This window comes from Microbacterium aurugineum (assembly GCF_023101205.1).
GTDB lineage: Bacteria > Actinomycetota > Actinomycetes > Actinomycetales > Microbacteriaceae > Microbacterium > Microbacterium aurugineum.
The window spans coordinates 259,721-273,983 of sequence record NZ_CP078078.1; the positions used below are offsets into that span (position 1 = coordinate 259,721).

The 14,263-nt window shown below is 69.6% G+C and carries 13 protein-coding genes; 4 read left to right on the forward strand and 9 right to left on the reverse strand.

The genetic code is table 11. The features are described from left to right. Positions 1–51: 51 nt before the first annotated feature. Both KV397_RS01210 and KV397_RS01215 read right to left on the reverse strand, forming a co-directional pair. Complete coding sequence (locus KV397_RS01210; protein ID WP_131494332.1) at positions 52–639, reverse strand: nitroreductase family protein; 588 nt, start codon at positions 637–639, stop codon at positions 52–54. A 109-nt stretch (positions 640–748) separates the two neighbouring features. Further along, positions 749–1,657 (reverse strand): LysR family transcriptional regulator, encoded by a 909-nt coding sequence (locus KV397_RS01215; RefSeq protein WP_131494333.1) that lies wholly within the window; start codon positions 1,655–1,657, stop codon positions 749–751. Between the two features lie 134 nt (positions 1,658–1,791). Between KV397_RS01215 and KV397_RS01220 the strand changes: the two genes are divergently transcribed. Next, positions 1,792–5,262 carry a bifunctional proline dehydrogenase/L-glutamate gamma-semialdehyde dehydrogenase gene (locus KV397_RS01220; RefSeq protein ID WP_261811969.1) on the forward strand — a complete coding sequence of 1,157 codons (3,471 nt, stop codon included), beginning with the start codon at positions 1,792–1,794 and terminating at the stop codon, positions 5,260–5,262. 97 nt (positions 5,263–5,359) lie between these two features. Here the strand turns inward: KV397_RS01220 and KV397_RS01225 are convergent, their stop codons facing one another. The 5 genes from KV397_RS01225 to KV397_RS01245 all read right to left on the reverse strand — a co-directional run bounded on the left by KV397_RS01225 (position 5,360) and on the right by KV397_RS01245 (position 10,584). After that, entirely contained in the window at positions 5,360–6,448 is a 1,089-nt protein-coding gene (locus KV397_RS01225) for an ABC transporter permease (protein WP_153243043.1), read from the reverse strand. Further along, on the reverse strand, positions 6,445–7,329 hold the full coding sequence (locus KV397_RS01230) for an ABC transporter ATP-binding protein (protein ID WP_047521115.1): 885 nt from the start codon (positions 7,327–7,329) through the stop codon (positions 6,445–6,447). The genes KV397_RS01225 and KV397_RS01230 overlap by 4 nt, the downstream gene beginning before the upstream one ends. Before the next feature lie 97 nt (positions 7,330–7,426). After that, on the reverse strand, positions 7,427–8,599 hold the full coding sequence (locus KV397_RS01235) for a benzoate/H(+) symporter BenE family transporter (protein ID WP_153243042.1): 1,173 nt from the start codon (positions 8,597–8,599) through the stop codon (positions 7,427–7,429). Between the two features lie 36 nt (positions 8,600–8,635). Then, entirely contained in the window at positions 8,636–9,322 is a 687-nt protein-coding gene (locus tag KV397_RS01240; protein ID WP_261811970.1) for a response regulator, read from the reverse strand. After that, positions 9,319–10,584 carry a sensor histidine kinase gene (locus KV397_RS01245; RefSeq protein ID WP_261811971.1) on the reverse strand — a complete coding sequence of 422 codons (1,266 nt, stop codon included), beginning with the start codon at positions 10,582–10,584 and terminating at the stop codon, positions 9,319–9,321. The genes KV397_RS01240 and KV397_RS01245 overlap by 4 nt, the downstream gene beginning before the upstream one ends. A 182-nt stretch (positions 10,585–10,766) precedes the next feature. Here KV397_RS01245 and KV397_RS01250 point away from each other — a divergent pair, with 182 nt between their 5' ends. The 3 genes from KV397_RS01250 to KV397_RS01260 are packed head-to-tail and all read left to right on the forward strand — an operon-like array spanning position 10,767 to position 12,547. Continuing rightward, positions 10,767–11,204: a VOC family protein gene (locus tag KV397_RS01250; protein WP_047521098.1), complete on the forward strand. Its 438-nt coding sequence runs from the start codon at positions 10,767–10,769 to the stop codon at positions 11,202–11,204. A 1-nt stretch (position 11,205) separates the two neighbouring features. Further along, positions 11,206–11,883, forward strand: coding sequence for a winged helix-turn-helix transcriptional regulator (locus tag KV397_RS01255; protein WP_232763206.1), 678 nt, complete (start codon positions 11,206–11,208; stop codon positions 11,881–11,883). Positions 11,884–11,893: 10 nt separating this feature from the next. After that, positions 11,894–12,547 (forward strand): dihydrofolate reductase family protein, encoded by a 654-nt coding sequence (locus KV397_RS01260; RefSeq protein WP_261811972.1) that lies wholly within the window; start codon positions 11,894–11,896, stop codon positions 12,545–12,547. Positions 12,548–12,550: 3 nt separating this feature from the next. Here KV397_RS01260 and KV397_RS01265 read toward each other — a convergent pair whose 3' ends face one another. Then, complete coding sequence (locus tag KV397_RS01265) at positions 12,551–13,360, reverse strand: HAD family hydrolase (RefSeq protein WP_047521095.1); 810 nt, start codon at positions 13,358–13,360, stop codon at positions 12,551–12,553. Between the two features lie 11 nt (positions 13,361–13,371). After that, a complete protein-coding gene (locus KV397_RS01270; protein WP_047521093.1) occupies positions 13,372–14,232 on the reverse strand; it encodes an exodeoxyribonuclease III in 861 nt (286 codons plus the stop codon). Positions 14,233–14,263: the final 31 nt, after the last annotated feature.

Sequence of the window (14,263 nt, forward strand, 5' to 3'; positions counted from 1 at the left end):
GCCTGGGGGGTGTCTGTGGCAGCACCCCCAGAACGGGTGCCCGACCGGGTGTCAGGCGCTGAGGATGACCGATTCGGTGATGGGGCGACGGACGCGCGGTGCGACCTCGCGCTCCTGCAGCACCTCGGGGAGCGCGCTCACATCACCGAACTCGCCGACCGCGAAGACCGTGACCGGGACGAAGCGCGGTTCGAGGTCGGCGAACTCGCGGACGACGTCGGGGTCGAAGCCGCTCATCTGGTGCACGAGCAGGCCGTCGTGGTGTGCCTGCACCGAGAAGTGCGCGACTGCCTGGCCGAGGTCGTAGAGGGCGTGGGTGAGGGGCGTGCCGTCGGCGGTCGCGGTCTCGGCCACGGCGACGACCAGGACGGCGGCGTTGCCCGCCCAGGCCTGGTTGAAGCCCATCAGCGCGTCGACCACCTGCGCGTGCAGGGCGGTGCCGCGGCGGGCGACGATGAAGCGCCAGGGCTGCGTGTTGTTGGCGGATGGGCTCCAACGGGCCGCTTCGAGTGCGGTGGCGAGCTTGGCCTCGTCGATCCTGTTCTGCGCGTCGAAAGCGCGAGGGCTCCAGCGGCCGGCGAGGACGTCGAGGACGGGGTGCTCGGTCGGTGCGGTGCGGTCGATGACGGGAGTGCTCACAGAAGTGCCTTTCGGACGGAGTGGATCGGACTCCATCGTCCGGGTACACGGGACTGAACAGATGCATGTGCATGCATATTCCCGGGTGCGCGGTCCGGTTCCCGGCGCCTCAGTCCGGGAGGTTGTGCGTGGCCGCGTCAGCCAGCGCGCTGCGGACCGCCCGGATCGACGGGGCATCCGCCGACACGCGGCGCGCCGAGGAGAAGATCTCGCGCCGCGGGTCATGAGGGAGCGGGGTGAGGTCGACGGTCGGGGTGTCACCCGCCCACACCAGGTCGGGCAGCAGCCCGACGGCGAGCCCCGCATGGATCAGTCGCACATGTGCCGTGAGGTCGGCGATCTCGTAGCGCACGTCCGGTTCGAAGCCGGCCGTGCGGCACAGCTGTTCCGCCCACGCTCGCGAAGCGGTACCGGCGGGCTCGAGCACCCAGGGCTCCCCGCGGGTCGACCACAGTGCGGCGAAGGCATCCGCAGGGGTCGGGGCTCCGGGGCGTCGGGCGAGCGCGATCGCATCATGCGCGAGTTCCACCCGGTCGAGATCCGCGTGGATCGGGCGGGTGCGTCCGGGGTACTGCTCGGCCAGGATCAGGTCGAAGTCCCGGCTGGACACCCCGATGAGGCCGGTCTCCGGGTCGCACTCGGTGACCTCGACGCGCAATGCGGGATGCCGATCCTTCAGGGCCCGGAGGGCGCGGGGGAGGAGGGAGTGCGCCGTCGACTGGAACACCGCGATGCCCACGGTCCCCGTCACCTCGGTGAGTGATTCGGCCACGGCGACCTCGGCGTGTTCGAGCTGATCGAGGATGCCGATGGCCTCGGCGACGAGCACGTTCCCCTGCGGGGTGAACTGCACTCCGCGCCCCACCCGGCGCAGCAGCGGCACGCCCACATCGCGCTCCAGTGCGCTCAGCTGCTGTGACACCGAGGCCTTGCTGTAGGAGAGTGCATCGGCGACGGCCGACAACGTTCCGCGACGCGACAGCTCCACCAGCATCCGCAGCCGATTGACGTCCAGCACGCGCGTTCCATCCGTTCAGTCAGAGTGAACAGAACCCACTCGAATCGGTTGATAGACGGAGCCTACCGAGTGGCAGGACAATGATCCAGCCGCACACGAAACCCCGGTGTGCGCTCTCTTGGAAGGTCCCACCGATGCCTGTCGCCGCCGACACCACCACTCCCCGCACCGAAGAGGTCGCCGCCCTCGTGCAGCGCTGGCTCGCCGAGAGCGAGACCCACCCCGTCGAGCCCGCCGCCCAGCGCCTCTCCGAGGTCCTGAAAGACCCGAACGGGCTCGCGTTCACGGTCGGCTTCGTCGACGGCGTGATGCGTCCCGAAGATCTGCGCGTCGCCGGGCGCACGCTCGCCGAGCTGAGCGACATCACCCCGGGTCTGCTGCCCGGCTACCTGCGCGCCGCGATCAAGACGGGCGGCTTCTGGGCGCCTAAGCTGCCCGGTGTCGTCGTGCCGATCTCCCGTCGTGTGCTGCGCGCCATGGTCGGGCACCTGGTGCTCGACGCGACCCCCGCCAAGCTGGGCCCCGCGATCGCGAAGCTCCGCAAGAGCGGCAACCGCCTCAACCTGAACCTCCTCGGCGAAGCGGTGCTGGGCGAACGTGAAGCAGGACACCGTCTGCGCGGCACCCGTGACTTCCTCGCCCGTGACGACGTCGACTACGTCTCGATCAAGGTCTCGAGCGTCGTCAGCCAGCTCTCGATGTGGTCGTTCGACGAGGCCGTCGCAGACGTCGTCGAGAAGCTCACCCCGCTCTACGAACTGGCGGCTGCGGCCGAGGCCGAGGGCAAGGCGAAGTTCATCAACCTCGACATGGAGGAGTACCGCGACCTCGACCTGACGATCGCGGCCTTCACGAGCATCCTCGACCAGCCGGGGCTCGAGAACCTCGAAGCCGGCATCGTGCTGCAGGCGTATCTGCCGGATGCGCTCGGTGCCATGCAGCACCTGCAGGAGTGGGCCGCGGCCCGCCGCGCCAAGGGCGGAGCGCCGATCAAGGTGCGCGTGGTCAAGGGCGCGAACCTCGCGATGGAAGAGGTCGACGCGGCGATCCACGGCTGGCCGCTCGCCACCTACGGCACCAAGCAGGACTCCGACACCAACTACAAGCGGGTGCTCGACTGGGCCATGACGCCGGAGCGCCTGGACGCCGTGCGCATCGGCATCGCGGGTCACAACCTGTTCGACATCGCCTACACATGGTTGCTCGCCCAGGCACGGGGAGTGGCGGATCCGACGGGTGCGGACCCGCTGGTCGAGTACGAGATGCTGCTCGGCATGGCGACCGGGCAGGCCGAGGCCGTCCGCAAGGACGTCGGTCGTCTGCTGCTCTACACGCCGGTCGTGAACCCGGCCGAATTCGATGTGGCGATCGCCTACCTGGTGCGTCGTCTCGAGGAGAACGCCAGCTCCGAGAACTTCATGTCGGCGGTGTTCGAACTGGCCTCGAACCCGACCCTGCTGACCCGGGAGCGGGAGCGCTTCGAGCGCTCGCTCGCCGCGCTCGCGACGGATGAGCCCGGGTTCGTCCCCGGTCCGCACCGTGTGCAGGACCGCACCGCAGAGGCAGACGCCGCAACGACCGACGGCTTCCGGAACCAGGCCGACACCGATCCCGCGATCGCCGCCAACCGCGCGTGGGGACGGGCGATCCTCGGTCGATCGGTCGGATCGACCCTGGGGCTGGACACGATCGCGATCGCCAAGGTCGAGACGGAAGCCGAATTGGACGGCATCTTCACTGCGGCGACCGCCGCGGCCGAGAAGTGGGCCGCCCTCCCCGCTGCCGAGCGCGCCGCCGTGCTGCACCGCGCCGGAGACGAACTCGCGGCTCGTCGCGGGCAACTCCTGGAGATCATGGCCCACGAGGCGGGCAAGACCATCGCCGAAGGCGACCCGGAGGTGAGCGAGGCCATCGACTTCGCGCACTACTACGCCGAGCGTGCGAAGGACCTCGAGACCGTCTCGGGTGCGGAGTTCGTGCCGTCGAAGGTCACCGTGGTCACGCCGCCGTGGAACTTCCCGGTCGCGATCCCCGCCGGCGGTGTGCTCGCGGCGCTGGCCTCGGGCTCGGCCGCCATCATCAAGCCCGCGAAGCTGACGCAGCGCTGCGGTGCCGTGATGGTCGAAGCGCTGTGGGCCGCCGGTGTGCCGCGCGATCTGCTCGCGCTCGTCGACCTGGCCTCCCGTGACCTCGGCACCCGCCTGGTCGCCGGACCCGCGGTGGATCGGGTGATCCTCACGGGGGCATACGAGACGGCGCAGCTGTTCCGCTCCTTCCGCCCCGACCTTCCGCTCCTCGCCGAGACGAGCGGGAAGAACGCGATCATCGTCACGCCGTCCGCCGACCTCGACCTGGCCGCCGCCGACGTCGCTCGCAGCGCGTTCGGGCACGCGGGGCAGAAGTGCTCCGCGGCATCCCTCGCGATCCTCGTCGGATCGGTCGCCGACTCGAAGCGGTTCGAGCGACAGCTCGTCGATGCCGTCACGTCGATGCGCGTGGGTCTGCCCGATGACCCCGCCACCCAGATGGGTCCGATCATCGAGCCCGCCAACGGCAAGCTGCTCAGGGCGCTCACGACGTTGGAGAAGGGTGAGCGCTGGCTCGTGGAGCCGCGAAAGCTCGACGCCGAGGGTCGGCAGTGGACGCCGGGTGTGAAGACCGGGGTGCGTGAGGGCTCGTACTTCCACCTGACCGAGTTCTTCGGCCCGGTGCTGGGCATCATGCACGCCAAGGACCTCGACGAGGCGCTGCGCCTGCAGAACGCGGTCGACTACGGCCTCACGGCCGGCATCCACTCGCTCGACTCCGGTGAGGTCACCACGTGGCTCGACCGCGTCGAGGCGGGCAATCTCTACGTGAACCGCGGCATCACCGGTGCGATCGTGCAGCGTCAGCCGTTCGGCGGGTGGAAGCGCTCGGCCGTGGGGGCGGGCGCGAAGGCCGGCGGACCCAACTATCTCCACGGCCTCGGCGAGTGGGTTCCGGCGGAGCTTCCCGCTGTCTCCCCCGGTGCCGCCATCGCTCCGGCCGTCGCCGCCCTGCTCGACGCCGCGGGGGCGGATGTCGATGCGACCGCGTCGGACTGGCTGCGGCGCGCCGCCGCATCCGATGAGCGCGCCTGGATCGACGAGTTCGGCGCCGTGTCGGACAAGTCCGGCCTCGGGGTGGAGCGCAACCTCTTCCGCTACCGCCCGGTCGCGGTCGACGTGCGCATCTCCGAGGACGCGGTGCTCGCCGACGGGGTCCGTGTGCTCGCCGCCGCCCTCCGCAGTGGCAGCCCGTTCACGGTGTCGGCTCCGTCGCTGCCCGCCCGTATCGAGAAGATGCTGCGTGCGCAGGGCGTGACCGTGAAGCGCGAGTCGGATGCCGCGTGGACCACGCGCTACGCCAAGGCGGCGAACACGTGGCAGCGGGTCCGTCTGGTCGGTGGCGACGCCTCGGCGCTGTTCGAGGCGCTCGAGGGCAGCCCGGACGTGGCGGTGTGGTCGCATGCCGTGACCGGCGCCGGCCGCGTCGAGATGCTCCCGTTCCTGCACGAGCAGGCCGTGTCGATCACGAACCATCGGTTCGGCAACCCCACCACCCTCGGCGACGACGTGATCTGATCGCGCGAGACCCCCGCTGAGCACCGAAACCCCCTGCTGCCGACGTCGGCAGCAGGGGGTTTCGACACTCAGACGGGGTGTCGGCGGTGGGTGCGTGTCAGCCGCGCAGGGCCTCCGAGAGCTTGACCCGTGAGCCCATGCGCAGGAGCGAGTTCTCGTAGATCTTCGCGCCGATGACGATCGCCGCCACACAGCTGGCGAGCAGGATCACCAGGCTCAGCAGCGGCTCCCACCACTGCGCCTCACCGACGAACAGGCGCATCGGCATACCGACCGGAGCGGAGAACGGCACGTACGACATGATCGTCAGCACCAGCGGGTTGTCGTTGAAGACGATGACGAGGATGTACGGGGCCATGATCAGCATCGTGATCGGTGTGGTCGTGGAGCCGATGTCCTCCTGTCGCGAGACCATCGACGCCGCAGCCGCGAACATCGCCGCCAGCAGGATGAACCCGAACAGGAAGAAGACCGCGAACCAGATGATCGGCGACCCGAGCGTGGTGAGCACCTCGCGCTGACCCGTGACGATCAGACCGATGGTCGCCACCGCCGCCAGGGCGAGGATCTGCCCCATCGCCAGCACGGTGTTGCCGATCACCTTCCCGGCGAGCAGCGTCCGCGCCGGGATCGCCGAGAGCAGCACCTCGACCACGCGCGTCTGCTTCTCCTCCACGACGCTCTGCGCGATCGTGCCGCCGAACGTCGCCGCCGCCATCATGAACACGAGTCCGAAGGCGATCGCGATGAAGTAGCGCAGGAGAGGGTTGGTCGTCGCCGGCTCCAGGATGACGACTTCGGGCGAGATCGACAGCGCCGAGACGAGCGAGCCGGGAGCGTCCTGCAGCGCGATGATCGTGTAGCCGGAGGGGCCGTCGCCCGGGAGCACCGCGGCATCGACCTCGTCATCGCGGACGAGCTTCTCGGCGGCGGCCTGGTCGGACACCTCGGTGACTTCGACGTTCGGGATTGCGGACACGGCGGCCGCGGTCTCGGCGGTCGCGGCGACCGGCATCGCGTCGGTGTTCTTGCTGGCGAAGCCACCGAGGATGATGCCGGCGAGGGCGAGCACCAGCAGGATGCCGGTGGAGATCAGGAAGGCCTTGCTGCGAAGCTTCGATCCGATCTCGCGTTCGGCGACGAGCCAGATGCCGTTGGGGCTGCGGACGGGGGTCGGAGCGCTCATCGGATGACCTCCTTGAAGATCTGGGCGAGGGACGGATGCTTGGGGGCGAAGCTCGCGACGTCTCCGCGCTGCACCGCGGACTGGAGCACCCGCTGAGCGGTCTCGGGACCGTCCGCGTCGAACAGCGCGTACCCGCCCTCGAAGTCGACGACCGTCACGCCGGGTTCGGTGCGCAACCAGCCGGCGTCACCTGCCGAGACCAACTCGTAGCGGTCACGGGCGTGCTCGGCGCGCAGTGCGTCGCGGGAACCGGCCGCGCGGATCGTGCCACCGGCGAGGATGACGAGGTCGTCGCACAGGCGCTCGACCACGTCGAGCTGGTGGGACGAGAAGAGGATGGACGCACCCTTCGCCGCGCTGGATTGCAGGACGCCCGCGACCACGTCGACCGCGAGGGGGTCGAGGCCGGAGAACGGCTCGTCGAGGATCAGCACCTCGGGGTCATGCACGAGTGAGGCGGCGATCTGCGCACGCTGCTGGTTGCCCAGCGACAGGGACTCGATCGTGTCGTTCAGCCGTTCGCCGAGGCCCAGCTCGGTGAGCAGAGTCGTCGCTCGCTCGGTGGCATCCTGCTTGCCGAAGCCGTGCAGCCGCGCGAGGTACACGATCTGCTCGAGCACCTTCATCTTGGGGTAGAGACCGCGTTCCTCGGGCATGTAGCCGAAGCGCCGGCGATCCTCCGCGGTGACCGGTGCCCCGTCCAGGGTGACGTCGCCACCGTCCGAAGAGAGCAGGCCGAGGACGATGCGCATGGTGGTGGTCTTGCCGGCGCCGTTGCCGCCGACGAAGCCCGTCAGTCGCCCGGGGGCGACCGTGAAGGACACGTCATCGAGCACGCGCCGAGAGCCGTAGCTCTTGGTGATGCCGGAGAGTTCGAGCATTCCTGTGGTCATGGCTTCACGCTACGGACCGTGGGCATTCCAGGGCATCCCCCCTGTGGCGGAGTCCCTGGGATCACCCGTCCGGGGGAGGCGGGGATCAGGAGCGCCCTGCGTGCAGCACCGTGCGCACCAGGAGCCCGGCGATGAGCGCCCAGAACGCGGCGCTGACGCCGAGCACCGCGATCCCGGAGGCGGCCACCAGGAAGGTCACCACGGCGGGGATGCGCTCGCCGGGATCGTCGATGGCCTGCTGCACCGATGATCCGAAGGCGGCGAAGAGCGCCAGACCGGCCACGGCGGGGATCACCGCCGTGGGCGCGAGCACCACGAGCGCGGCGAACGCGGCGGAGAACACCGCCAGCACGAGGTACGACGCCCCGGTCGAGACGCCGGCGACCCAGCGACGTTTCGGGTCGGGATCGGCATCCGGTGAGGCGGCGAGGGCGGCGCTGATCGCGGCGAGGTTGATCGCGTGCCCACCGGCGGTGGCGCCGAGCGCGGTGCCGACACCCGTCACGAGCATCGCCGGACGCCACGGCACTTCGTACCCGAAGCTGCGCATGATCGCGATCCCCGGGACGTTCTGCGAGGCCATCGTCACGATGAACAGGGGGAGGGCTAGACCGACCAGCGCGCCGACCGTGAACGTCGGGGCGGTGAACTCGAGGCGCGGCAGGAGCAGCGCGGCGTCGAACGTGCTGCCCGCGCCGATCAGTGACACCGCGACCACCACGGTCGCCGCCACGAAGGCGAAAGGTACCGCCCAGCGCGGCGCGAGGCGGGCGAACACCAGCCAGGTGAGCACGACCGGCACCACGCCCCAGGGGTTCGCGACGATGCCCGTGATCGGCGCCAGGCACAGCGGCAGCAGGACACCGGCGAGCATGGCCTGCGCGATCGACGGAGGGATGCGCGCGATCAGGGCGCCGAGCGCGGGCCAGAGAGCCGTGAGCAGGATCAGGGCGGCGGTGACCAGGAACGCGCCGACCGCCGCCGACCAGCCGCCCTCGACGGTGCCGGTCGCGACGAGGAGTGCCGCACCCGGTGTGGACCACGCGACCGTGATCGGCATCCGATACCGCCACGCGAGCACCACGCACGCGAGTCCCATCGTGAGGCTGACCGCGAGGAGTCCGCTCGCCGCCTGCGCCGCGTCCGCACCGACGGCGTCGAGCCCGGTCAGCACGACGGCGAACGAGCTGGTGAATCCGACGAGTGCCGTCACGACCCCCGCCAGGATCGGACGTGACAGGGGTACGGCTTCGGGCATGGCTCCGAGGCTAGCGCGCGCGGCGGGCCGCGGTGCTCACGCCAGACCCATGCGATGCGCGAGGACGACGGCCTGCACCCGGTCGCGCGCGCCGAGCTTCTGCAGGATGCGCGAGACATGCGTCTTCACCGTGGCTTCACCGATGAACAGCGCCCTGGCGATCTCGGAGTTGCTGCGGGCGTCGGCGAGCAGCGTCAGCACCTCGGCCTCGCGCTCGGTGAGGGGTTCGGCGAGGGTGAGCTTCGGGATCGCGGCGCTCTCGATCGAGGGGGCCGCGATCGGCTGTGCGGGGGCGGCGGCGAACCGTGCCAGGACGCGGCGTGTGACCTCGGGGGCGAGCATCCCGTCGCCGGCGGCGAGCGCGCGGACGGCGGCGATCAGGTCTTCGGCACCGGCGTTCTTGAGCAGGAAGCCACTGGCTCCCGCATCCAGTGCCTGGTACAGGTAGTCGTCGCGATCGAACGTGGTGACGATCGCGATGGCCGCGGTGATCTCCGGGTCGGCGACGATTCGTCGGGTCGCCTCGATGCCGTCCATGTCGGGCATCTGCACGTCCATCGTGATGACGTCGGGGCGCAGCGCGGATGCCTGAGCGACGGCCTCCGCGCCCGAGGACGCTTCGCCCACCACGGTGATGTCGGGCTGGGTGTCGAGGATGGTGCGGAAGCCCGCGCGCAGCAGCGCATGGTCATCGACCAGCAGCACACGGATCGGGCCGTTCATCGGCGCGCTCCCGCCCGGTCCGGGGTCGGAAGCGGCACCCTGGCCCGCACGCGCACCCCGCCGAGCGGCCGGGAGGTCACCTCGAGAGTGCCGCCGGATGCCGCGGCGCGTTCTCGCATTCCCAGCTGACCGAGCCCCGGACGCACGTGGGTGACCGCGCGCCCCGTGTTCACGATCTCGATCTCGACGCCGTCGTCGTCGTAGCGCACACGGACGTCGGCGGTGGCACCGGAGCCCGCATGGCGACGGGCGTTCGTCAGCGACTCCTGTGCGATCCGGTACAGGTTCACGGCGACGAGGGAGGGAACCGGGACGGGGTCGCCGATCACGGCATAGTCGGTCGGCAGCCCCGCCTCGGTCGATGCTTCGGCGAGCGCGGCGATGTCGTCGAGGGTGAGCGTGGAGGCGGTGTCGGTGGCCTCGCCGCCGGGCGTGCGCAGAGTCTCCAGCAGTTGGCGCAGCTCGTGGATCGCGTCGCGCGCCGACCCCTCGATGCCGGAGAGGATGCGTGCGGCCTCGGTGGTGTCGCGATCGAGCACCAGACGCGCCGCCCCCGCCTGCACGCCCATCACCGAGACGTGGTGGGCGACGACGTCGTGCAGCTCGCGGGCGATCCGCACCCGGTCGAGGGCGACGGCCTGTGCCGCCGTGACCTCGCGCTCGCGTTCCAGCTCGACCGTGCGATCTTCGAGCACCGACCGCTGCTCCGCGGCCGCCCACGAGCGCTCGCCGAAGTAGTACGCACCGCCGAAGTAGAGCACGTTCAGCAGGAGCTGGATGAGCATGAACGCGACGTAGGGTGACATGGCCCCGGCGATGACATCGGCGTCGTCCGCCTCCGTGATCGCATCGCGGTACATCGTGATCAGCAGCCACACGAACATGCCGACGATGATCGCCACCCGCACGATCAGTGCACGCCGGCGGTCGTTCATCCAGGCGCCGACCGTGTACAGGGCGATGAACATCGCCATGTTCCCGACATAGATCTCGGGAACCCGCACGGTGACGGCGGCGAAGTAGGCGACGGAGACGACCACCGCGACGGTGCCGGGCCAACGACGACGGAAGGCGAGAGGGATGGCGACGACGACCGCGTACACGAGCGCGGTCCACAGGTCGGCCTGCTCGTCGCCGTACACCTGCGCGATCGAGGACAGGGCGGCGCTGAGGATCGCGCCGACGAAGAGCGCGAGCGCCAGGAAGAGGTCGTTGCGCCGTTCGCGTTCGGTCGGCGTGCGGGTGAACGGTTCGGCGGCCATCCCTCCACCGTAGGGCGGGGCGTCTGCCGCGGCATCCCCCTGGCGGCGGATCGGTGGGTAGGAACGATTGCTTGCCAGCGGTTACTTGCTATTGACAAGCAAAGTTGTTTTTTGCAAGCTTGTCGACAGGGGCTCACGATCGATGGGTCCACACCGATATCCACACCGACAAGGGAGTCGACATGACCAAGGTCTTCGTGAATCTGCCCACCCGTGACCTCGAACGCGCCAAGGCCTTCTACGTGGCGCTGGGCTGTGAGATCAGCCCTCCGTTCACCGACGAGAACGCCGCGTGCGTCGTGTGGAGCGAGGACATCTACTTCATGATCCTCCGGCGTGAGTACTTCGAGACGTTCACCGACAAGCCCATCGCCGACCCGAACGACGTCCTGCAGGTGTCGGTCGCGTTCAGCCAGGATTCGCGCGAGGAGGTCGACGCGATCCTCGCCAAGGGCCTGGCCGCCGGTGGATCCGAGCCTAAGCCCGCGCAGGACTACGGCTTCATGTATTCGCGCGACCTCGACGACCCGGACGGCAACTCCCTCGGCTTCCTCTACATGACCCCCGAAGCCGTCGAGAACGGGCCGGACCACGTGGCCGACACCGCCGCGTCGGCCTGACATGGCGGCGCGCAGCTACGGTCAATACTGCGGTGTGACGACGGCGGTCGAGCTGATCGGGGAGCGGTGGGCATTGCTCATCGTCCGTGATCTGCTCGTCGGACCCCGTCGCTACACCGACCTCAAGCAGGGCCTGCCGCGCATTCCGACCAACATCCTGTCCACCCGGCTGAAGGACCTCCAGGAGGGTGGGGTCGTACGGCGGGTGCCGCTGCTCAATTGCGGGCTCGTGTACGAACTCACCCCGTACGGGCGCTCGTTCGAGCCGATCATGCTCGCCCTCGGACGATGGGGGTTCCAGGCGATGGGGGATCCCGCAGAGGGTGAGGTCGTCACGCCTGACTCGCTCACGATGGCCCTGCGCACGGCGTTCCAGGCGGAATCCGCCGTGGATGCCGAGTACGAGCTGCATGTCGGCGACGTCGCCCTCCGCGCGTCCGTGCACGACGGCGAGCTCCGGGTCGCGCAGATCGCACCTCCGGCGCCGCCGGTCGGCGGACGTCTTCCCGACGGTGCTCCGGACGCGGTGATCGTCGCCGGACCCGGCATCCGTCGCCTCATCGGCGGCGATGTCACCCCGGCAGAGGCCCTCGCGCAGGACATCGTCGCGGTCGTCCGGGGTGACGAATCGCTGCTGGACTCGTTCGCCGACACCTTCCGCATCGCACGACTGACCTAGGGAGCACGACATGAACAGCCCGTATCCCGATGAACAACAGGCGTCCGGCCGCATCCTGATCGATCTCTTCACCTCCCTCGACGGCGTCGCTCAGGGGCCGGGCGGCACCGATGAGGACCCCTCCGGCGGTTTCCGGTTCAGCGGCTGGCAGGCCGGATACCCCTCGTCCGGTGTCGGGCCCGAGATCGAGAAGGGAATGCGCGGGCTCGACGCGCTGCTGCTCGGCCGGCGCACGTACGACATCTTCGCCGCATACTGGCCGCATCACACCTCGGGCGAGTCCGGCGACATCGGCAGGCTCTTCAACCGCGTGCCCAAGTACGTCGCGACCCGGGATGCGAATCTCACGCTCGACTGGGAGGGCAGCACGCGCGTCGGTGCCGACCTCGCCGCGGAGGTCGCCGCGATGAGGGCGGCCCACCGCGAAGTGCACGTGATCGGCAGCATCGACTTCGTCCACACGCTGCTCACCGAGGGGCTCTTCGACGAGCTGAACCTCTGGGTGTATCCGCTGCTGCTCGGCGCGGGCAAGAAGGTGTTCGACGACGATGCGCTTCCCTCGGTGCTGCGGTTGTTGGAGCCGCCGATCGTCGACGAGGCCGGAGTGACGCTGCTCCGCTACGCGCGGACCGATCGGGTGCCGCAGGTCGGGACGTTCGAGTGAGTCTCAGCCGAGAAGCCGCTCGATCACCCGCGCCACACCGTCCTGATCGTTGGAGGAGGTCGTTTCGTCGGCCGCATCCTGCACGAGGGGTTCGGCGTCGGCCATCGCGACCCCGCGCCCTGCCCAGCGGAGCATCTCGACGTCGTTGAGCGCGTCGCCGAAGGCCACCACGTGGGTGCGGTCGATACCGAGGTGCTCGCAGAGTCGGGCCAAGCCGGTGGCCTTGGTGACGCCCTCGGCCATGACCTCCACGAACGGAGCGCCCGAGAGCGTCGCCTCGAAGCCGGTCAGCCCGAGGGAACGTACCGTGTCGAACAGCGCGTCGGGCGCGAGTTCGGGGTGGCGGATCACGAACTTCAGGCTGGGGGCGGCGAGCACCTGCTCCAGCGGCACGCCGCCCATCGTGGCGGGGTCCCGCTTGTGGTCGGTGAGTGCAGCGATCGCGGCGTAACCGTCTTCGGCCACGAACGTCTCGCCGGCTTCGCGCACGCTCGCGAACAACAGGCCAGGGATGCTTGCGCGCAGAGCCTCGGCGAGGGCACGGATCGTCTCGGGCGGAAGCTCTTCCGCGAAAAGCATCCGTCCGTCGTCGAGGCGCACGGCGTAGGCGCCGTTGCTGCACAGGGCCCATCCGTCGAAACCCGCATCCGCGGCGATGGCTCGCAGCCCGATCGGCTGGCGGGCCGTCACGGGGACCACGTGGATGCCGCGCTCCCGTGCCGCGTCGAGCGCCGCGCGGGTGCGCGTGCTGACCGACGACGTCGAGTCCAGGAGGGTGCCGTCGAGGTCGGTGGCAATCAGCCGCACGCTCATCGGATCGGCATTCAGGAGAAGATCATCGGCAGGTCGTCGTCGTCCTCAGCGCCACCGGTGCCCAACCGGCGCCCATCGAGGTCGACCACCACCGGTACGTGGTCGCTGGGCTGTTCGCCCTTGCGCTCGTCACGGTGGATGGAGGCTCCGGTGACCGCTTCGGCCAGCGTGCGCGAGCCCAGGACGAAGTCGATCCGGACGCCCTCGTTGCGGGGGAACTTCAGCCGCTGGTAGTCCCAGTAGGTGAAGCCCTCGGGGATCAACGGGCGCACCACATCGGTGACCCCGGCATCCTGGAACGCGAAGAACGCGTCGCGCTCCTGCGGGGAGACGTGGGTGGAGCGGCCGATCACGATGTCGGGGTCGCCGTTGTCGTGATCGAACGGGATGATGTTGAAGTCGCCGACCAGGGCGAGCGGGAGGTCGGGGTTCGCCGAGAGCTCGGCCGCCGTCGACTTCTTGAGCTGCTCCAGCCAGTGCAGCTTGTACAGGTAGTGCGGGTCTTCCAGGGACCGGCCGTTGGGCACATACAGGCTCCACACCCTGACTCCGTCGACCATGACGCCGAGCGCGCGCGCCTCGAGAGGAGCATCCGGACCCTCATGGCCCTTGGCGAAGCCCGGCATTCCGTCGAAGGCCGTACGTACGTCGGTGATCGGCAGGCGGCTCGCGATCGCGACCCCGTTCCACTGGTTCAGCCCATGCACCTCGACGTGGTACCCGGCCTCCTCGAACGGCGCGTAGGGAAACTGCTCCGGCTTGCACTTGATCTCCTGCATCGCCAGCACGTCGATGTCTTCGCGGACGGCGAATTCGACGGTGCGGGTGACGCGGGTGCGGATGGAGTTGACGTTCCAGGTGGCCAAGCGCATGCCTCAAGCCTAGGGTGTGCCTCCTACACTG

Excerpts from the sequence above, each read along its gene's own strand:
- KV397_RS01220 (WP_261811969.1), top strand. The coding sequence starts at position 1,792 with ATGCCTGTCGCCGCCGACACCACCACTCCCCGCACCGAAGAGGTCGCC.
- KV397_RS01225 (WP_153243043.1), bottom strand. The coding sequence starts at position 6,448 with ATGAGCGCTCCGACCCCCGTCCGCAGCCCCAACGGCATCTGGCTCGTC.
- KV397_RS01230 (WP_047521115.1), bottom strand. The coding sequence starts at position 7,329 with ATGCTCGAACTCTCCGGCATCACCAAGAGCTACGGCTCTCGGCGCGTG.
- KV397_RS01235 (WP_153243042.1), bottom strand. The coding sequence starts at position 8,599 with ATGCCCGAAGCCGTACCCCTGTCACGTCCGATCCTGGCGGGGGTCGTG.
- KV397_RS01240 (WP_261811970.1), bottom strand. The coding sequence starts at position 9,322 with ATGAACGGCCCGATCCGTGTGCTGCTGGTCGATGACCATGCGCTGCTG.
- KV397_RS01245 (WP_261811971.1), bottom strand. The coding sequence starts at position 10,584 with ATGGCCGCCGAACCGTTCACCCGCACGCCGACCGAACGCGAACGGCGC.
- KV397_RS01250 (WP_047521098.1), top strand. The coding sequence starts at position 10,767 with ATGACCAAGGTCTTCGTGAATCTGCCCACCCGTGACCTCGAACGCGCC.
- KV397_RS01255 (WP_232763206.1), top strand. The coding sequence starts at position 11,206 with ATGGCGGCGCGCAGCTACGGTCAATACTGCGGTGTGACGACGGCGGTC.
- KV397_RS01260 (WP_261811972.1), top strand. The coding sequence starts at position 11,894 with ATGAACAGCCCGTATCCCGATGAACAACAGGCGTCCGGCCGCATCCTG.
- KV397_RS01265 (WP_047521095.1), bottom strand. The coding sequence starts at position 13,360 with ATGAGCGTGCGGCTGATTGCCACCGACCTCGACGGCACCCTCCTGGAC.
- KV397_RS01270 (WP_047521093.1), bottom strand. The coding sequence starts at position 14,232 with ATGCGCTTGGCCACCTGGAACGTCAACTCCATCCGCACCCGCGTCACC.